Origin of the sequence: Rhodoferax sp. UBA5149 (assembly GCF_002413825.1) — a bacterium.
In the GTDB taxonomy this organism is placed as follows: domain Bacteria; phylum Pseudomonadota; class Gammaproteobacteria; order Burkholderiales; family Burkholderiaceae_C; genus Rhodoferax.
Window position 1 is genome coordinate 1 of record NZ_DHXT01000197.1, and the last position, 18,196, is coordinate 18,196.

20 protein-coding genes are annotated in these 18,196 nt (G+C 58.9%); 3 read left to right on the plus strand and 17 right to left on the minus strand.

All coding sequences use genetic code 11. The annotated features are described in order from the left end of the window. Window positions 1–11 precede the first annotated feature (11 nt). Window positions 12–698 (minus strand): ABC transporter ATP-binding protein, encoded by a 687-nt coding sequence (locus B3V69_RS17565; protein ID WP_296448293.1) that lies wholly within the window; start codon window positions 696–698, stop codon window positions 12–14. 58 nt (window positions 699–756) lie between these two features. Between B3V69_RS17565 and B3V69_RS17570 the strand changes: the two genes are divergently transcribed. From B3V69_RS17570 to B3V69_RS17580, 3 genes are read left to right on the plus strand one after another with little or no spacing between them, the layout of a single operon-like run. After that, complete coding sequence (locus B3V69_RS17570) at window positions 757–1,383, plus strand: arylesterase (RefSeq protein WP_349679231.1); 627 nt, start codon at window positions 757–759, stop codon at window positions 1,381–1,383. After that, on the plus strand, window positions 1,380–2,441 hold the full coding sequence (mnmH, locus tag B3V69_RS17575; protein ID WP_296448295.1) for a tRNA 2-selenouridine(34) synthase MnmH: 1,062 nt from the start codon (window positions 1,380–1,382) through the stop codon (window positions 2,439–2,441). The genes B3V69_RS17570 and mnmH overlap by 4 nt, the downstream gene beginning before the upstream one ends. Then, window positions 2,438–3,535, plus strand: a complete 1,098-nt coding sequence (locus tag B3V69_RS17580; protein ID WP_296448296.1) for an SMP-30/gluconolactonase/LRE family protein — start codon at window positions 2,438–2,440, stop codon at window positions 3,533–3,535. The genes mnmH and B3V69_RS17580 overlap by 4 nt, the downstream gene beginning before the upstream one ends. Window positions 3,536–3,539: 4 nt before the next feature. Here the strand turns inward: B3V69_RS17580 and B3V69_RS17585 are convergent, their stop codons facing one another. From B3V69_RS17585 to B3V69_RS17660, 16 genes are all read right to left on the minus strand, one after another. Next, window positions 3,540–3,725: a hypothetical protein gene (locus tag B3V69_RS17585; RefSeq protein WP_296448297.1), complete on the minus strand. Its 186-nt coding sequence runs from the start codon at window positions 3,723–3,725 to the stop codon at window positions 3,540–3,542. A gap of 78 nt (window positions 3,726–3,803) precedes the next feature. After that, the gene (locus B3V69_RS17590) at window positions 3,804–4,607 is read right to left on the minus strand and encodes a DUF2189 domain-containing protein (RefSeq protein WP_296448338.1); all 804 of its coding nucleotides are present in this window, start codon (window positions 4,605–4,607) and stop codon (window positions 3,804–3,806) included. A gap of 122 nt (window positions 4,608–4,729) precedes the next feature. Beyond that, entirely contained in the window at window positions 4,730–5,938 is a 1,209-nt protein-coding gene (locus B3V69_RS17595) for a PLP-dependent transferase (RefSeq protein WP_296448298.1), read from the minus strand. Between the two features lie 28 nt (window positions 5,939–5,966). Then, window positions 5,967–6,491 carry a phosphoribosyltransferase gene (locus tag B3V69_RS17600; RefSeq protein WP_296448299.1) on the minus strand — a complete coding sequence of 175 codons (525 nt, stop codon included), beginning with the start codon at window positions 6,489–6,491 and terminating at the stop codon, window positions 5,967–5,969. An 87-nt stretch (window positions 6,492–6,578) separates the two neighbouring features. Then, a complete protein-coding gene (locus tag B3V69_RS17605) occupies window positions 6,579–7,955 on the minus strand; it encodes an adenylosuccinate synthase (RefSeq protein ID WP_296448300.1) in 1,377 nt (458 codons plus the stop codon). 11 nt (window positions 7,956–7,966) lie between these two features. Further along, the gene (locus B3V69_RS17610; protein ID WP_296448301.1) at window positions 7,967–9,115 is read right to left on the minus strand and encodes an ATP phosphoribosyltransferase regulatory subunit; all 1,149 of its coding nucleotides are present in this window, start codon (window positions 9,113–9,115) and stop codon (window positions 7,967–7,969) included. A gap of 58 nt (window positions 9,116–9,173) precedes the next feature. After that, window positions 9,174–9,362: a DUF2065 domain-containing protein gene (locus tag B3V69_RS17615; protein WP_296448302.1), complete on the minus strand. Its 189-nt coding sequence runs from the start codon at window positions 9,360–9,362 to the stop codon at window positions 9,174–9,176. Window positions 9,363–9,366: 4 nt separating this feature from the next. Further along, a complete protein-coding gene (gene hflC, locus B3V69_RS17620; protein ID WP_296448303.1) occupies window positions 9,367–10,278 on the minus strand; it encodes a protease modulator HflC in 912 nt (303 codons plus the stop codon). 9 nt (window positions 10,279–10,287) lie between these two features. After that, window positions 10,288–11,679, minus strand: coding sequence for an FtsH protease activity modulator HflK (gene hflK, locus B3V69_RS17625; protein ID WP_296448304.1), 1,392 nt, complete (start codon window positions 11,677–11,679; stop codon window positions 10,288–10,290). A gap of 39 nt (window positions 11,680–11,718) precedes the next feature. Next, entirely contained in the window at window positions 11,719–12,897 is a 1,179-nt protein-coding gene (gene hflX, locus B3V69_RS17630) for a GTPase HflX (protein WP_296448305.1), read from the minus strand. Then, complete coding sequence (hfq, locus tag B3V69_RS17635; RefSeq protein WP_114969518.1) at window positions 12,875–13,123, minus strand: RNA chaperone Hfq; 249 nt, start codon at window positions 13,121–13,123, stop codon at window positions 12,875–12,877. Before hfq ends, hflX begins: the two co-directional genes overlap by 23 nt. Window positions 13,124–13,294: 171 nt before the next feature. Next, window positions 13,295–14,638, minus strand: a complete 1,344-nt coding sequence (der, locus tag B3V69_RS17640) for a ribosome biogenesis GTPase Der (RefSeq protein WP_296448306.1) — start codon at window positions 14,636–14,638, stop codon at window positions 13,295–13,297. A gap of 8 nt (window positions 14,639–14,646) precedes the next feature. Beyond that, window positions 14,647–15,786: an outer membrane protein assembly factor BamB gene (bamB, locus tag B3V69_RS17645; protein ID WP_296448307.1), complete on the minus strand. Its 1,140-nt coding sequence runs from the start codon at window positions 15,784–15,786 to the stop codon at window positions 14,647–14,649. Next, window positions 15,783–16,517, minus strand: coding sequence for a YfgM family protein (locus B3V69_RS17650; RefSeq protein ID WP_296448308.1), 735 nt, complete (start codon window positions 16,515–16,517; stop codon window positions 15,783–15,785). The genes bamB and B3V69_RS17650 overlap by 4 nt, the downstream gene beginning before the upstream one ends. Window positions 16,518–16,529: 12 nt before the next feature. After that, entirely contained in the window at window positions 16,530–17,843 is a 1,314-nt protein-coding gene (hisS, locus tag B3V69_RS17655) for a histidine--tRNA ligase (protein WP_296448309.1), read from the minus strand. A gap of 8 nt (window positions 17,844–17,851) precedes the next feature. After that, window positions 17,852–18,196: flavodoxin-dependent (E)-4-hydroxy-3-methylbut-2-enyl-diphosphate synthase (locus B3V69_RS17660; RefSeq protein WP_296448310.1), on the minus strand; the 345-nt coding region annotated here is incomplete at its 5' end.

An 18,196-nucleotide genomic window follows, 5' to 3' on the forward strand; every position in this document is an offset into this window, starting at 1 on the left:
CTCAAATTGGCTTAAACATCAACAGCGGTGTCCAGCACCTGCCCGGCCTCGATCGTGATGCAGCGGGCACAGCGTGCAGCTATGGCGCGGTCGTGGGTTACCAGCACCAGCGTGGTGCCCTGCTCGCGGTTGAGGTCAAACATGAGCGCCATGATTTTTTCGCCGGTGGCAAAGTCGAGGCTGCCGGTGGGCTCGTCGGCCAGCAGCACCGCCGGTTTCACCACGAAAGCGCGCGCCAGCGCCACCCGCTGCTGCTCGCCACCACTCAAGACCTTGGGGTAATGGCCCAGGCGCTCGGACAGGCCGACACGCGCCAGCATCTCGGAGGCAGCCTGGCGCGGGTCGCGCCGGTTGGCCAGTTCCAGCGGCAACATCACGTTTTCCAGCGCGGTGAGGTTGCCCAGCAACTGAAAGCTCTGGAACACAAAACCCACTTTTTGCGCCCGCAAGGCGGCGCGCTCGTCCTCGTTCCGGGCGAACAGGTCCTGGCCGGCCAGCCGCACGGTACCGCGGGTGGGCGTATCCAGGCCCGCAATGATGGACAAGAGCGTGCTTTTGCCGGAGCCGGAGGCGCCGACGATGGCCACGGTCTCGCGCGCATTCAGCACAAAATCAATATCGCGCAAAATGTCGAGGGTGCCGGTGGAATCCGTCACCGACTTGAAAACATGCTCGACGGAAATAATTGAATCAGACATGGGGCTTTCTTTGTATCGACGACACTGCTATCGGCGTCACTTTATCGCGGCTGGGCTAATGGCGGCTGTTGCGGGGCTATCACCGGCTATCGCCGCCACGCCAGCCAAGGCGGCCAAAAGCATCACCCCCAGGACCATCCTGGTGGTGGGCGACTCCCTGAGTGCAGAGTATGGCCTCAAACGCGGCAGCGGCTGGGTCGCGCTGCTCGGACAAAAACTCGCCGCTGAAAACGTGCCCGCCAGCGTGGTCAACGCCAGCATCAGCGGCGACACCACGTCCGGTGGGCTGTCGCGTTTGAGCGGACTGCTGGCCCTACACCACCCCAGCCATGTGATCATTGAACTGGGGGCCAACGACGCCTTGCGCGGCCTGCCCCTGCAACTGACCGAAGACAACCTGAATCAGATGACGCAGGCAGCCCAAAAAACCGGCGCCCGGGTGCTGCTGATTGGCATGCAGATGCCACCCAACTACGGCCAAGACTATGGCGCGCGCTTTGCCGCCCTGTTTGTGAACGTGGCCAAAGCCAACAAAGCCGCGTTGGTGCCGTTTTTGCTCGCCGGTATTGCCGACGCACCCGACAGCCTGCGGCTGTTTCAAGCCGACCGCATTCACCCGCGGGCAGAGGCCCACCCCATCATGCTGGCCAATGTGTGGCCTGAACTGAAAAAACTACTGAAATGAGTCTGACCACCCTGCCCGCCAGTGAAATCATCGGGCGTCTGCACGAGTTTGACACCCTCATCGACGCGCGCAGCGAAGGCGAATACCTTGAGGATCACCTGCCCGGCGCCGTCAACTGGCCCACGCTCCACAACGAAGAACGCCGCGACATCGGCATCCTGTACAAGCAGGTCAATGCCTTCGAGGCCAAAAAACGCGGTGCGGCCATTGCGGCTCGCAATATCGCCACTCACATCGAACGCGAGGTCATTGACAAGCCCAAAGACTGGAAACCCCTCACCTACTGCTGGCGCGGCGGCCAACGTAGCGGCGCACTGTCGCTGATCCTGGGTCAGATCGGTTTTCGCGTCACGCTGGTGGAAGGCGGTTACAAGGCCTTTCGGGCCGCCGTGGTGCAGGACATTCCGCGCCTGGTGAGTGGCCTGCAGTGGCGCGTGATTTGCGGCACAACGGGCTCGGGCAAAACCCGACTGCTTCAGGCGCTGAGCGCTCAGGGTGCACAGGTCATCGATCTGGAAGCCCTGGCCAACCACCGCAGCTCGGTGCTGGGCGCCATTCCAGGGCTGGCGCAACCGACGCAAAAGCGCTTTGACACGCTGGTGTGGGACGCGGTGCGGCGGCTGGAGCCGACGCGTCCGGTCTACATCGAGAGCGAAAGCAAAAAAGTCGGCAACGTGGCGGTGCCGACCTCGCTGATCGAGGCCATGCGGCAAAGCCCTTGCCTGAACCTGATGCTGCCCGACGCCGAGCGCGTGTCCCTGTTGATGGAAGACTACGACTTCTTTGTGCGTGACGTCGAGCATTTCTGCGAACGGCTGCAGGTATTGGCCGAATTCCGGGGCAAGGTGGTGGTCGAGGGCTGGAAGGCTTCGGTGCGGGCGGGGAACATCGAGCCGGTGGTGCAGGAGCTGCTCACGCAGCACTACGACCCGACTTACCTGCAGTCGATGCGACGCAATTTCCGCCAGTTTGAAGTAGCAAAAATAATAGCGCCAGAAGACCATTCGACGGCGGCCATGACACTTCTAGCTCAACAAATGATAAAGGAGACGCAATGAAGAAAGCCGCTTGGGTACTGGGCGTGCTGGTGTTGGCGCTGGCGGCTTACCTGAGCCTGTGGCCGGTGCCGATCGAGCCCGTCAGCTGGAACGCACCCACCGCACCGGGCTACGTTGGCGCGCACGCCGTGAACAACAAACTGGCCGGCCTGAACATGATTTCACTGGGTGCAGAAGAAGGGCCGGAACACATCGTGGTCGCCAAAGACGGCAAGCTCTACACCACCGTGGCCAGCGGCAACATCCTGCGCATGAACCCGGACGGCAGTGCGCAGGAGGTATTTGCCACTACCGGTGGCCGGGTGCTGGGCTTTGACTTTGACGCGGCCGGCAACCTGGTGGCAGCCGACGCCGTCAAAGGCTTGCTGTCGATCAGCCCGGACAGAAAGATCACGGTACTGACGGACAAGGTCGATGAGGAGCCGATTCGCTACGCCGATGCGGTCATCGTGGCCGCTAACGGCAAGATGTACGTGAGCGACGCCTCGACCCGCTTTGCACCCGCCCGCTGGGGCGGCACGTTCGAGGCCAGCGTGCTGGACATCATCGAGCAGTCGGCCACCGGGCGCATTCTGGAATACGACCCTGCGACGCAGGCCACCCGCATCGTCGCCAAAGGCCTGAGCTTCGCCAATGGCGTAGCGCTGAGCCAGGACGAGCAGACCCTGTTCGTCAACGAAACCGGCAAATACCGGGTGTGGAAGATTTCAGTGAAGGCCAGCAACCTGGACGTGGCCCAGGCGAATCCGCAGGCGACTGTGCTGTTTGACAACCTGCCGGGCTATCCCGACAACCTCATGCGCGGCCTGGACGGCAAGATCTGGCTGGGTTTTGCCAAACCCAGAAACCCGACCATCGACCAGCTCGCGACCCAGCCCTTTTTGCGCAAGCTCACGCTGCGCTTGCCGCGCGCGCTGTGGCCCATCCCCAAAGCCTATGGGCATGTGATGGCATTCACGGAAGACGGAAAAGTGGTGGCAGATCTGCAAGACCCGAGCGGGGCTTACCCCGAGACCACGGCCGTGACGGAAACGCGCGAGCGGCTCTATGTCCAGAGCCTGCACGGCAAAGGTTTGGGCTGGCTGGCTAAGTAGAAGCTCAGGCTTGCGCGGGGGTGTCGGAGCCTGGCTCTGTCGGTTCGGTCGCTTCACTCTCGTCCGGCGCACCGTCTTCCGGGCCGTCACCCACCTTGCGTTCGGCTTTGTGCTTGAGTTTCTCCTCTTTTTTCTTCTTCTTTGCCAGCTCTTTCTGACGCTTCTCGTATCCGTAATTGGGTGTTGCCAAAGTATGCTTTCAAGTTGTTAGGGCCACTTTACCATTTCATGACAAGCGCCCGGCATGCCGGGCGCAATTTATGTTGCCTCACGACGCCTCCATGGTGACGTCTTCATCGAGCCAACGCACGGAACCCCGGTACGCATGCCAGCTGGCGTGGCCCAGCCAGGGACCGATGAAGAGCAGCCCCAAACCCCAAGGAAGCAGCGCCGCCAACACCAGAAGGGTGATCAACATGCCCCACAGGAACATGACCGCCGTGTTGCCAAAGACCACCTGCAGGCTGGCAATGGCGGCCGAGATGGCGTCGGTATCACGATCCAGAATCATCGGGATGGCCACCACGGACACGGCAAAAAACAAACCAGCAAACACACCGCCGACCAGCAAATAGACCGCCAGAAATTCCCAGTTTTCGAGATTGAAGATGGCTTGAATGACGCCCGTGGTGGACGGCATGCCGGTGTTGAAAAACACGGCGAATACCACCAGCGAGGCCCGGCCCCACAGCAACTCGAGAACAATCAGCACCAATATCAACATGCCCATGCTGCGCAGATGCGAGTCCCAGCAAGTCAGGGACGCGCCCAGATCGGGCACAAGACCCTGTTCGCGCCGTCGACTCACCTCATACAGACCCATCGCCAGAAACGGCCCGACCAACAAACAACCCGAGGCGATGGAGATGGCGTACTCGGGTTTGCTGCGAAACACCGCCCCCAGCAGCCAGGCCATCAGCCAGAAGCAAACACCATAAAAAATGCAGATGCCCTTCTCCGCCATCAGATCACGCCAGCCAAGCGCCAACCATCGAAACGGGTCACTCCAGCGCAGATCAACGATTTCCTTCAGCGGGGCTTCTGATGGAGGCGGCACATAGGGTGCAGGCATTGACGTGGCGGTGGTCGAGACGTCCGGGCTGCTGCCGTTACGGGTAGTTGAATCGGGCGCTAGGTTCATGGAGCCCAGCCTATCGAAGTCCCGGCTCCATGACTATTCAGGTAAACACTGATTCAGATCAATAAAGCGTGCATTGCCTGCGTCAAGTCAGCGCGCAAATCGGCTAAGGCTTCCAGCCCCACCGAAAAGCGCACCAGCGTGCCCTGCTTCAAATGCGACGGCCAGACACTGCGCATGGAGGCCAGCGCATAGGGTACGACCAGGCTCATGGGCCCACCCCAGCTGTAACCGACCTTGAACAGCTTGAGTGCGTCGCAAAACGCATCAATCTGGTTTTGGCTGTAGCGCGGGTGAAAAATCACGCTGAACAATCCGGCCGCGCTGCCCGGTCCGGGTTGACACAGATCGCGCCAATACCCATGCCCAGGAGAGTCCGGCAAGGCAGGATGTAAAACCTGTACCAATTCAGCGCGGGTCTGGCACCAGCGGGCCAATTCGCGTGCCGCCTTGTCATGCGCCCGGTAGCGCAGTGCCATGCTCGGCAGCGAGCGCAACACCGCTTCGACATCATTGGCACCGACGCCAAAGCCCAGCCGCATATGGGTCAGCTTGAGCTTCATGTGCAGCGCGACGTCACGGGTGATGACACTGCCCATCAGCACGTCGCCCCCGCCGCTGGGGTATTTGGTCAGCGCGTGCACCGAGATATCAACCCCCAAAGCCGGGCTGGCCCCCGGCACCAGGTCGAACGGCGCAAAGGCCAGACCGGCGCCCCAGGTGTTGTCCAGCGCCGTCAGTACGCCGTGGGCTTTGCACACCCGGACCTGCTCGCACAGATCGGGAAACTCCAGCGTCACCGAGCCCGCCGCTTCCAGCCAGACCAGACGGGTCTGGGGGCCGATCTTGGCCGCCAGATCCAGCGGATTCATGGGGTCATAAAAATGGTGCGTGATGCCCCAGCCCTTGAGTTCACCCTCGGCCAGGGTCTTGCTGGGACCGTAAGCGTTGTCGGGCATGAGTACTTCATCGCCCGTACGCAGCAGCGACAAGGCCACATTGGCGATGGCCGCCAGCCCGCTGGGCAACAGCAGGCATTGCAGGCCGCCTTCGAGCGTACACAGGCGCTCTTCCAGCATGTAGGTGGTGGGCGTGCCGTGCAGACCGTAGGTGTAGGCGGTTTTGTCTTTCCACTCAAAGCTGCGCATGGCGGCAACGCTGGGGAACAAGACGGTGGACGCCTTGAACACCCCCGGTTGCGGTGCGGCAAAACCTTCAGGCGGCGTGTACGGGTGATGTATCAGCGTCGTGGAGAGGTCGGACATGATCAGCTCCGCTTCATCAAACGATTCACTACACGCTCCACTTTTGAATCAACTGCTCCGGGCGCAAAGCGTCATAGCCTTCAAACGGCTGGTGAATCCAGGGATTGGTTGGCAAAAACTCGACCGAATAATCCGGCGTGAAGGTGGACAGCGCCTTGGTCCAGATCACGGCGCTGCGCAACTCCGTGATGGGTGCATAGTTGTCTTTGAGCTGCTTCATCACGGCCTTGAGCGTGTGGCCGGAGTCTGCCAGGTCGTCCACCAGCAAAACCTTGCCGGCAATCTCGCCTTTGGGGGTCGTGATGTAGCGCGCGATGTCCAGATTGCCTTGCACCGTGCCGGCGTCCGAGCGATAGGAGCTGGTGGACATGATGGCCAGGGGTTTGTCAAAAACGCGTGACAGGATGTCGCCAGGACGCAAGCCGCCGCGAGCCAGGCACAGAATGGTGTCGAACTGCCAGCCGGATTGATGGATCTTGATGGCCAGCTTTTCGATCAGGTTGTGGTACTCGTCGTAGCTCACGTACAGGTGTTTTCCGTCTTCCGTCAACATGGTGTTGCTCCTGAATTAATAGCTTACTACGCTTGTAACACGGGGGCTACAGGCCAATTTAATATAAAATTTTTGCTGTGCGGCCAGTTAGTCGGCCAGATAGGGATGGCGCATCATGATGGTGTGATCGCGGTCCGGGCTGGTCGACACCATGTGAATGGGCACCCCGGTGACCTGCTCGATGCGCTGCAGATACAGGCGGGCATTGGTCGGCAGCTTGTCGTACTGGGTGACTCCCACCGTGCTGTCGCTCCAGCCCTCCATCGTTTCATAGACCGGTTGGCAACGCTCGATGTCATCGGCGCCCATCGGCAGGATGTCAATCAACTGACCGTCCAGCTCGTAACCCGTGCACAACAGCAGTTCTTTCAGGCCATCGAGCACGTCGAGCTTGGTGATGCATAGACCGGTCAAGCCATTGACCTGGGCCGAGCGCTTAAGCAGCGCGGCATCGAACCAGCCACAGCGACGGCTACGACCCGTGGTGACGCCTTTTTCGGCGCCGATGGTGCTCATGTGGTAGCCCGGTGTACCCGGCACTTCCCAGTCCAGTTCGGTCGGGAAGGGTCCGCCGCCAACGCGGGTGCAATAGGCTTTGGTAATGCCCAGGATGTAGTGCAACATGCCCGGGCCGACGCCGGAGCCGGCGGCGGCATTGCCGGCCACGCAGTTGCTGGAGGTCACATACGGGTAGGTGCCATGGTCCACATCGAGCAGCGTGCCTTGGGCGCCTTCGAACAACAGATTGGCGCCTTTGAGGTGCGCCTCGTTGAGCTCGCGGGAGACGTCGGCCATCATCGGCTTGAGCAGCTCGGCGTGGCGCATGGCCTCATCAAAGACCGGCTGGAACTGCACCTCTCCGTCCACCATGTAGGGCGCAAGCGTCGGGCCAAAGTCAAACGCGGCAGAACCGAGATAAGTGGTCAGCACATGGTTGTGCAAGTCCAGCAATTCACGCAGCTTGGTTGCAAAACGCTCGGGGTACTTGAGGTCTTGCACGCGCAGTGCCCGCCGCGCAATCTTGTCTTCGTAGGCCGGGCCAATGCCGCGCCCGGTGGTGCCGATCCGGGCGTTGCCGCCCTTCTCACGCGCCGCTTCGCGCGCCACGTCGAGCGCGGCGTGAAACGGCAAAATCAGCGGGCAGGCCTCGCTGATGCGCAGACGCGAACGCAGCTCGATACCGACTTTTTCCAGCCCCTCGATCTCCTCGAACAACTTGGCCGCCGACAGCACCACACCGTTGCCGATATAACACTTCACACCCGGGCGCATGATGCCGCTGGGAATCAAATGCAAGGCCGTCTTGACGCCATTGATCACCAGCGTGTGGCCTGCGTTGTGGCCACCCTGAAAGCGCACCACGCCCTGGGCACTCTCGGTCAGCCAGTCGACCAGCTTGCCCTTGCCCTCGTCGCCCCACTGGGTACCCACGACAACGACGTTACGACCTTTGGTTGCATTCATTTCAATATTTCTCAAACGGCTTGCACGACCCACTGCCCCGCGACCTGAATCAGCTCGCGATCGCAATGGAACTCATCAACTTCACTGTCATGGCCCGGCAGGGCACAGACGACGGTCTCACCCTGCGCACGCAAGGACGCTATGGCCGTGCGCAAATCAGCGGCTTCGCGCCATGGCGCGCGTATCGCCGCGCGCAAGGGGCGCGGCGCCAAAACAGCGATCAGGGTTTTGACGTCAAGGCTGAAACCGGTGGCGGGACGGTTTCGGCCAAACACGGCCCCCACCTCGTCATAGCGTCCGCCGCGCACCAGCGCATCGCTGGCGCCCGGGGCGTAGATCGAGAAGCGTGCCCCGGTGTAATAGGCATAACCACGCAAATCGGCCAGATCGAAGGTCACTTTCGCGCCTTCCAGATGACTCGCCAGCCACTTCAAATTTGATAGCGCCTCACGCACAACTGGCGAGGGCTGGAGCACTTTTTCAGCCTCAATCAAGACTTTTTCATCGCCATAGAGCTGCACCAGTGCCAAGAGGCCATGGCGCGAAGATGGCGGGAAATTTTTCGTCAACACAGACAGTTCGCTACTGTCTTTGGCCGCCAGCGCGGCATGAAGCTGCGCCAGCAAGTCACCCCCGAGCGGCACGCCTTCGAGCAGTGCATGGACGATGCGGGCATCGGCCATGTCTACGCTGGGCGCCTGCACCTTGACCACCTTGAGGCAGTCCAGTGCCAGCAGCAGCGTTTCCAGATCGGCCTCCAACCCAGCATGGCCGTAGATTTCGGCACCGAACTGCAGCGGCTCGCGCGTCGCATGGGGCCCGCCGGGGCGCGTATGCAGCACCGGGCCGCAATAGCACAAACGGGTGACGCCCTGGCGATTCAGCAAGTGCGCATCAATGCGGGCCACCTGCGGCGTGCTGTCGGCCCGCAGGCCCATCATGCGCCCGGAGAGCTGATCCACCAGTTTAAAAGTTTGCAGATCAAGCGCCTCACCGGCCCCTGTGAGTAGCGACTCCAGGTGCTCCAGCAGGGGCGGCATGACCAACTCGTAGCCATAGCAACGTGCCATGTCCAGCAAGTCGCGACGAAGTTCTTCGATGTGCCGCGCTTCGGACGGCAAGACATCGGCAATGTGATCCGGCAGGACCCAAGCAGACATGTGTATTGTGGGGGGCTGTTAAAACCGTGATTTTACCGGGCTTGGACGCCGGAATTTCTCACAGCAGATACCAAATCAGCAAGGCACCCGCAGATAGGCTGCACATCCCGAAAAAACGCAGCTGCCCGTCGTTCATCTGAAGAATCTGCTGAAACATCCGGCGCCAGCCAGCGGGGGAGAGAAACGGAAAAAGACCCTCGATCACCAGAACGAGGGCCATCGCCAGCCAGAGCGTGTCGCTATCCAAAAGTTTATTTCTTGGACGACGTGGCGGCGGCTGCGGGAGACACGTTGCCACGGAACACTTTAAAAAATTCCGAAAACGCGGGATCTAGCACCATGACATCGCTCTTCTTATTGAAGCTGGCCTTGTAGGCATCCAGGCTGCGATAAAACTGGGCAAATTGGGGATCCCGACCAAACGCTTCCGCATAAACGCGGGCGGCTTCGGCATCGCCTTCGCCCTTGATCTTCTGGGCGTCCCGGTAGGCGTTGGCCACCGTCACTTCGCGCTGCCGATCCGCATCAGCGCGGATTTTTTCACCCTCGGCCGCACCGGTTGAGCGCAACTCATTGGCCACGCGCTTGCGTTCGGCCTCCATGCGTCGGTAGACCGACTCGGTGATGGCTTCCACGTAATCCGCACGGGTAATGCGCACGTCCACCACGTCCACGCCCCACGGCTTGCTGCCTTTGACTTTGCTCAGCACCTCGGCCTTGACTGCTGCCGTGATGGCTTCGCGCTTGGTGGACAAAAGTTCCTTGACGGTGAACTTGTTGATTTCTTCCTGAAACGCATTGCGGACCACGCGATTGAGCTGGTTGGCACCGTCGGCCTCAGTCAAACCGACGTTGCGGATGTACTGTGTAGGCTCTGAAATGCGCCAGCGCACGTACCAGTCAATCACCACACGCTGTTTTTCAGCCGAGAGCAAGGGCTCCGTGTCAGTGGTTTCGAGCGTCAGCAGACGCTTGTCGATATACGACACGTTCTGGAACGGCGGCGGCAGCTTGAAGTTCAAACCGGGCTCGGTAATGACGTCCTTGATTTGCCCCAGGGCATACACCACACCAAACTGCCTCTGATCCACCACAAACAGCATTGAACTGGCAAGCGCCAGAACGACCAGAATGGAAGCGAAAATAAAACCTAGCCTGTTCATTCGGGGCTCCTAGCGTGTTTCGCGATCGCGCGTACGGGCGGCATCCCGCGTACGTGCATCAGGGGTTGAATTGCTGGGCGTGGGCGTGGGCACCGCCGCAGGTGCCGTCGTTGCCGTGGCATCAACGCCCTGCCCGCTCATCTGCATGATCTTGTCAAGCGGAAGATAAAGCAGATTGGAGCCCTGTTTGGAATCCACCATCACCTTGGTGACGTTGCTGTAGATCTGCTGCATCGAGTCCAGGTACATGCGGTCACGCGTCACCTGGGGCGCCTTCTGATACTCCGTCAACACTGATTTAAAACGTTGCGCGTCGCCTTGCGCCTGCGCCACAATTTTTGCCTTGTAGGCATCGGCTTCCTCTTTCAGCCGGGATGCTGAACCGACAGCACGCGGCACCACGTCGTTGGCGTAGGCCTGTGCTTCGTTCTTGGCACGTTCGCGCTCCTGTCCGGCCTTCAAGACGTCATCGAAAGCCGCCTGCACCTGTTCGGGTGGCCGCACGCCGCCCTGCTGCAAATTGATGCCGACCACGTCAATGCCCACCTTGTATCGGTCCAGAATATTTTGCATCAGGGCGCGAACCCGGGGTGCAATCTGGTCCCGCTCTTCAGACAGGGCACTGTCCATGCGCATCTTGCCAACCACTTCACGCACGGCGGTTTCTGCGGCTTGGACCACGGCCTCTCCGGGGTTTTTGCTCTCGAACAGAAAAGCGCGCGCATCGCTGAGCCGGTACTGAACGGCAAATTTGATCTCGACGATATTTTCGTCTTCGGTCAACATGGCTGACTCGCGCAGGCCCGTGGCCTTGACAACCATATCGCGCCCCACGTCCACCGAACGTATTTGAGTCACAAAGATCAGCTCGTGCCGCTGAATGGGATAGGGCAGACGCCAGTTAAAACCGGCACCGACCGAAGATTTGTATTTCCCGAACTGCGTGATGACAGCTTGCTGACCTTCTTGAACGATGAAGAATCCCGTTCCGAGCCAGATCAGCACGATCACGCCAGCAATCAGGCCAAAACCGATACCGGCACTCTTCATGTCCGGCTGAAAGCCACCGCCCGAGCCATTGCCGCCACCCGATCCACCACCGGAGATGCCGCGACCCACGTTCTTTACGCCGCCAAACAAACCGCCCAATTTACGGTTGAAATCCCGCCACAACTCGTCTAAATCAGGAGGACCCTGGTTGGATCCCCGCTTTTGGCCGCGCTCCTCGCCATTTTTGGGAGGCGTTTCCGGCGCATTGCCGTCCGAAGATCCAGGATCTGCCTTGCCACCCTCGGTCGGTTTGTCGTCGCTGCGGCCCCATCGGGGATCATTCAGGTTGAACATTCCCCTGATCCGCTCTGACAGTAGTGCCCAGCGAAAGGCGCGTAAATGAAGTTTCATCTCTTCTTCTCTTGTGTATCGTTACCGGATTGTGCCCACTCAGGGAGCAGCCTCAGGATTTTCCGGGAAATCTTCCCCATCTTTCTCAGGCAAAACACCCCCACTCACAATGCGCGCCAACTGCTGCCGCAGAGCCTGCAGGCCCTCGCCATTTTTTGCACTCAAAAATAGGCGTGGCGTCTGAACCCCATTCAGGTCAAAAGTATCTTCCAGCTGCAGGGGCCGCCTCTCATTTTCAAGAGCGTCCAGCTTGTTAAAAATCAGCAACTGGGGGATGTCGGCCGCGCCAATCTCACCCAATACGCGCTGCACCTCGGCCATCTGCTCCAAAAAATGGGGACTGGCCGCATCCACCACATGCAGCAGCAGATCGGCATCGACCGCCTCCTGCAGAGTCGCCTGAAATGCATCGATCAGACCGTGGGGCAGATCACGAATAAATCCAACCGTGTCTGAAAGAGAAACTGACCGCCCGGCCTCGCCCAGATAAAGCTGGCGTGTTGTGGTGTCCAGAGTTGCAAACAGCTGATCTGCGGCATAGGCCCTGGCCTTGACCAACGCATTGAAAAGCGTGGATTTCCCGGCGTTGGTGTAGCCGACCAGGGAAATATTGAAGGCATCGCGTCGCTCGCGCTGACGCCGTTGTGTCTGCCGTTGTCGCTTGACCTTGATCAGGCGCTCTTTGATCTTTTTGATGTTCTCGCCAATCATTCGGCGATCCAGCTCGATCTGGGATTCACCCGGACCACCGCGCATGCCAATGCCACCGCTCTGGCGCTCCAGGTGGGACCAGCGACGGACCAGACGCGTGCTCAGGTACTGCATTCGTGCGAGTTCAACCTGCAGCTTTCCTTCATGGCTGCGCGCTCTTTGACCGAAGATTTCCAGTATCAGAAGCGTGCGGTCATTGACCGGCAGTTCAAGATGTCGCTCCAGATTGCGCTGCTGCGCCGGGCTCAGGCTTTGATCAAAAAGCACCTCAACAGCACCCAGCTGAGCAGCCAGCAATTTGATTTCGTCGGCTTTACCGCTGCCCACAAACAAGGCCGCATCCGGCGCCTTGCGTTTGCAAGTCATCCGGGCGACCGGATTCAATCCCGCAGTCTGCGCCAGCAAGCCCAATTCTTCGAGTTCGCCATCGAAATTGGCCAATCCAAAGTCAACCCCAACCAGTATGGTGGGGGCAGACTGACGATCAGGCGGCTGCAGGTTCGTCACCCTCGCCGGTTGCAAAATTCACGGCGCGCCCCGGCACAATGGTAGAGATGGCGTGTTTGTAAACCATTTGGGTGACCGTATTGCGAAGCAACACGACATACTGGTCAAAAGATTCGATCTGACCTTGCAGCTTGATCCCATTGACAAGATAAATGGAGACCGGCACATGTTCCCGACGCAAAGCATTGAGAAAGGGGTCTTGAAGTAACTGACCTTTATTGCTCACGATATTCTCCGTGTTCAAGAAATTGATGAAGCGACCACGATACCACAGCAAAGTGCTTTCTCAAGCTGGGCGCTCGTAAACCCACAATAAAGTTGGCGCTCGTGTTGGCGATCTCGAATCTATCGAGGACAGCGCTTGCCCTGATGGGGCGGCGATCTGTCCCGCAAGTGTTCAAGCGGTGGCTTTGTCGGCGTAGGGATTGGCCGACGTTTTGAACTCGATGCGCATCGGGGTGCCCACCAGGTCAAACTCTTTGCGAAAACGTCCTTCCAAAAAGCGCTTGTAGGCATCGGTCACGTGTTCAAGCGAATTGCCGTGAATAATAATGACGGGCGGATTCATGCCGCCCTGGTGGGCATAGCGCAATTTCGGTCGGTACATGCCCGAGCGCTTGGGACTCTGAAACTGGACCGCCTCCAGCAGCAAGCGAGTCAAGACAGGTGTTGACATCTTGCAGTTGGCGGCCTTGTAGGCTTGTGCGATGGACGCCCACAATGGCCCCAAGCCTTGTCTTTTTGTCGCCGATATCAAATGCATCGTCGCGAACTTCAAGAACGGCAAACGAGTTTCAATGGAACGTTTGACGAGTTCGCGCTGGTACTCATCCACGGCATCCCATTTATTGACTGCCAGCACCACAGCACGGCCATTCTCAAGAATGTAGCCCGCAATGTGGGCATCCTGATCGGTGACCCCTTGCGTAGCATCAATCAGCAACAAAACGACATTGGATGATTCAATCGCCTGCAAGGTCTTGACCACCGAAAATTTCTCGATCGCCTCAAAGACTTTGCCCTTGCGCCGCAGGCCTGCCGTGTCGACCAACTCAAATTTTTGGCCATTGCGCTCAAACGGCACGGAGATCGCGTCCCGCGTCGTCCCCGGCAAGTCGAACGCGACCAGCCGCTCTTCTCCCAGCCAGGTATTGATCAGCGTGGATTTACCCACATTGGGGCGACCGGCAACCGCCAGTTTGATGACACCAGGCTCTCGCTGTTCTTCAGTCTCATCAGGTTCCGCCAGGTGCAGTGGCGCCAGTGCCAGCTCCACCAGTGAGTGAATCCCCTGACCGTGCGCTGCTGAAACCGCATGCACGTCACCCAGACCCAACTCAAAAAATTCGACCAACTGCGCGCCCGCCAGCATGCCTTCTGCCTTGTTGGCCGCCAACACACAGGGTTTGCCGAGACGGCGAAGGTATTTGGCGATCTCGTGATCCTGCGCGGAAATGCCTTCTCGTGCGTCCAACACAAAGATGACGACGTCAGCTTCCGCCACCGCCTGGCGCGTCTGCTTAGCCATTTCCTTGAAAATGCCACTGGCGGCATCCGGTTCGAATCCACCGGTGTCTATGACAATAAATTCGTGTTTACCCTGTTTCCCATTGCCGTAATGGCGATCCCGAGTCAGCCCGGCAAAATCGGCCACGATGGCATCACGAGACTTGGTCAGCCGATTGAAAAGCGTCGATTTACCAACATTGGGACGGCCGACGAGGGCCAAAACAGGTTTCATGATGCGACTTACTCAGGCTTAAAGCCAAAAATGCCACCGCTGTGGGTGACAACAACCAGCGTTCCAGCCGCCAAAACCGGCGCAGCAACAATCGCCGAGCCATCGGTAGCCACTCGGGTGAGCGCAGATCCGTCTTCACGTGACAGCCAATGAACCAGACCCGCGTCATCGCCCACCGCAACCGACCGTCCCACGACCAGCGGAGCAGTCAGATTACGGTAGCGCAAACGCTCGGACACCCAGGCACGCTCACCATCGGTCCGTCGCCAAGCCACGAGTTTTCCATCCCCCTCGACGCCAAAAACATACTTGTCATCACCATGCACGCCAACCGAACCGGACGCTGGTTTGACCCAAAGCAGGGTACCTCGGGCCGTGTTGACACAGCCAACAGCGGCCTGAAACGCACGAGCACATACAACATCACCTTCGCGACTGACACCGCCGACCAAGTCAACCAGCCGCTCGATATCATTGGTGCCGCGCGGCGATGCGATGGGGGCCTCCCACCGAATGCTGCCGTTTGACGGATTGAGACCGACGAGACGTCCGGACAAGCCCGCCACCAAAGTATCTCCGACGGCCAGCAAAACACCCGACTGACGCAGCACCAAGGACTCGCCTGGACGTAGCTGGTTCCAGAGTTTGCGCCCTGACTGTGCATCAAAAGCCGTGACGGAGCGATCACCCGCGAGTAAGAAAACACGCCCTCCGGCAACCAGGGGCGCCGTAAAACCTTGCGCAGGCAGTTTTTCACGCCACATTTCGCGCCCGGCGTCCAGAACCACCAGTTCATTGCCCCGAGTCACCACCGCTGCAAAACGACCGTCACTGCCAACCCCGGCCGCAATCTGAGCGCCCACATTGGTACGCCACGCCTGTGCGCCAGTGCGGGCGTCGAACGACGCAACGACGCCGTCTGAACTCGCGACCGCAACTGTATTGCCGTTTACCTTGACATCAAGAGGGAAATCAATCGCGCCCACCTTGGACGTCCACGCCAAACGCACGCCCAACAAACCCGCGTTAGGAGCCAACTCGGCGGGCCTCAGCTTATCCAGCCCGCTGGAACATCCACCAAGTAAACCCAGGACGAAAAAACCAAGCGCCACCCGGTTGGCCGCAGTCAAAAGAAAATCGAACTTCACTTTTTCCCTTCCGGCGCCAGCGCGCCCGCCGCAGGCACGGCACCAGCGCTTTTTGACACTGCAACACCACCTCGGGCCTCGCTACCGCTCTGTGGATCCACCCCCAGCGAGTTCAATTTGACTTCCACCAAGCGTCGGTATTCGCTACTCACTTCCAGATTTTTGAAAGCTTTCTCATACTCGGCAAGAGCCTCTTTCTTTTTTCCTTGCAAGAGCAAAATATCACCTTTGCGATCCGCCACCAGCGCATCAAAATTAGCGGGAAATGATCCACTTAATTGTTTCAACGCAGCATCAAAAGCCTTGGATTCCATCAAGATCCCGGCCAGACGCAACTTCGCAATGGCCTGGTAGCCCTGATCCGAGGAGTTGTCAGCAACCCAGCCCAAAGCTGCCTTGGCTGCTTCAACGTTTCCAGAGGTGTAATACTGCTTTGCAACCAGAAGTCCTGCCTGTTGCGCATAAGTAGTTGATGCAAACCCGTCTTTCATGTCTGCAAAAACGCGGTCTATTTTTGCAGTATCCGCGGACTTCACCACACGCTCAACTTCGTCATACATGGCAGCCGCCTGCGTTGCCTGATTGCGCTGCCAATACTGGTAGAAATTCCAGCTAGCGAATGCACCCAACACCAAAATCAAAGACCAGGTGATAAGGTTGCCATATTGCTTCCAAAAATGCTTGAGCTGGTCGAGTTGCTCTTGTTCTTCGAGATCTAATTGATTTGCCATGAAAATATTCAGTTAAGTCCGTAATTGTAGGGTGGGCGCCCAATCGGCTATGTCAGCGAGAGCCTGGGTTGCCTGCGCACCACTGCCGTCCCGCAGTGATTTGACGGTCACCCGATTTTTTGAAATCTCGTCGGCGCCAAAAATAAGGGCGTAGCGCGCTCCGCTGCTATCGGCTCGTTTGAATTGGGATTTCATGCTGCCCATGCCATCACCCGAGCTGGCGTGCATTTGAACGCTGACGCCCGCCGCCCTCAACGCTTGAAGTGTCTGCAGAACCAAGGGCAATGCTGAGACGTCGGGCACGATCGCATAGGCATCCAGAGTCGGCTCTACGGCTCCCAAACCCTGTTCCCTGACGAGTTCCAGCACGCGGTCCACGCCAAGGGCCCAGCCGACGGCGGGCGCGGGCTTGCCCCCTAGTTGCTCCACCAGATAGTCATATCGACCACCCGCGCAAACCGTTCCCTGCGATCCAAGCCGATCGGTGGTGAATTCGAATACCGTGAGGTTGTAGTAGTCCATACCCCGAACCAGACGCGGGTTCACGGTGTAGGCCACATCATTGGCGTCCAGGATAGTTTTCAATGCATTGAAATGGGCTAGCGATGCCGCCCCCAAATAGTCGAGAGGCCTCGGAGCGGACTCAACCACCGCCTGCATCGCGGGGTTCTTGGTGTCGAGAATCCGAAGCGGATTACTATGCAGGCGCCGTCTGGCATCTTCATCCAGCGCGTCAATGTGCCGCTCAAAATGGGCGATCAACGCCTGCCGGTGCAGCAAACGCTCCTGAGGTTGACCCAGACTGTTGAGTTCGAGCCGAACATCCGTCAAGCCCAAATCTTTCCACAGCGCAACAGCCAGCAGAATCAGTTCAGCATCGACCTCGGCACCAGAAAACCCGAGCGCTTCGGCGCCAATCTGGTCAAACTGCCGATAGCGCCCGCGCTGAGGCCGCTCGTGCCGAAACATGGGACCCATGTAGTACAGCCGTTTACCGCCGTCATACAACATGGAGTGTTCCACCACTGCCCGTACCACACCGGCCGTCGCTTCGGGACGCAAGGTCAGAGGATCGCCATTGAGCCGATCTTCAAAGGAGTACATCTCCTTTTCAACAATATCGGTCACTTCCCCCAAGCCCCGCACAAACAACGGAGTCCGCTCAACGATGGGCGTGCGAATATTCCGGTAGGCATAGCGTGCCATTAAGGAACGGACCCGGCCTTCAAGCCATTCGACAGCCGCAGAATCCGGGGGCAGGACATCGTTCATGCCCTTGACGGCAGTCAGTCTCTCTGACTTTGCAGCAACTTCTTTTTCACTCATGAGTTCACTTACAACGCCCCGGCAACCACGTGAGTACCGTAACGCTTTTCAACATAGTTTTCGACAATCTTCTGAAACTCTTGTGCAATCGTGTCGCCACGCAAGGTCAATCGTTTTTCGCCGTCGATGAAGACCGGCGCCGCAGGCGCCTCTCCCGTACCAGGCAGGCTAATTCCAATATCAGCGTGTTTGCTTTCACCGGGGCCATTCACAATGCACCCCATCACCGCGACTTTCAGTTTTTCAACACCTGGGTATTTCTCACGCCAGACTGGCATTTGAGCCCTCAGAAAATCTTCAATTTGCTTGGTAAGTTCCTGAAAGGTCGTACTGGTGGTTCGACCGCAACCAGG

Excerpts from the sequence above, each read along its gene's own strand:
- B3V69_RS17650 (WP_296448308.1), bottom strand. The coding sequence starts at position 16,517 with ATGGCAAATCAATTAGATCTCGAAGAACAAGAGCAACTCGACCAGCTC.
- B3V69_RS17605 (WP_296448300.1), bottom strand. The coding sequence starts at position 7,955 with ATGAATGCAACCAAAGGTCGTAACGTCGTTGTCGTGGGTACCCAGTGG.
- der (WP_296448306.1), bottom strand. The coding sequence starts at position 14,638 with ATGAAACCTGTTTTGGCCCTCGTCGGCCGTCCCAATGTTGGTAAATCG.
- B3V69_RS17570 (WP_349679231.1), top strand. The coding sequence starts at position 757 with ATGGCGGCTGTTGCGGGGCTATCACCGGCTATCGCCGCCACGCCAGCC.
- B3V69_RS17595 (WP_296448298.1), bottom strand. The coding sequence starts at position 5,938 with ATGTCCGACCTCTCCACGACGCTGATACATCACCCGTACACGCCGCCT.
- B3V69_RS17590 (WP_296448338.1), bottom strand. The coding sequence starts at position 4,607 with ATGCCTGCACCCTATGTGCCGCCTCCATCAGAAGCCCCGCTGAAGGAA.
- mnmH (WP_296448295.1), top strand. The coding sequence starts at position 1,380 with ATGAGTCTGACCACCCTGCCCGCCAGTGAAATCATCGGGCGTCTGCAC.
- B3V69_RS17610 (WP_296448301.1), bottom strand. The coding sequence starts at position 9,115 with ATGTCTGCTTGGGTCCTGCCGGATCACATTGCCGATGTCTTGCCGTCC.
- hflC (WP_296448303.1), bottom strand. The coding sequence starts at position 10,278 with ATGAACAGGCTAGGTTTTATTTTCGCTTCCATTCTGGTCGTTCTGGCG.
- B3V69_RS17565 (WP_296448293.1), bottom strand. The coding sequence starts at position 698 with ATGTCTGATTCAATTATTTCCGTCGAGCATGTTTTCAAGTCGGTGACG.
- B3V69_RS17580 (WP_296448296.1), top strand. The coding sequence starts at position 2,438 with ATGAAGAAAGCCGCTTGGGTACTGGGCGTGCTGGTGTTGGCGCTGGCG.
- B3V69_RS17600 (WP_296448299.1), bottom strand. The coding sequence starts at position 6,491 with ATGTTGACGGAAGACGGAAAACACCTGTACGTGAGCTACGACGAGTAC.
- hisS (WP_296448309.1), bottom strand. The coding sequence starts at position 17,843 with ATGAGTGAAAAAGAAGTTGCTGCAAAGTCAGAGAGACTGACTGCCGTC.
- hflK (WP_296448304.1), bottom strand. The coding sequence starts at position 11,679 with ATGAAACTTCATTTACGCGCCTTTCGCTGGGCACTACTGTCAGAGCGG.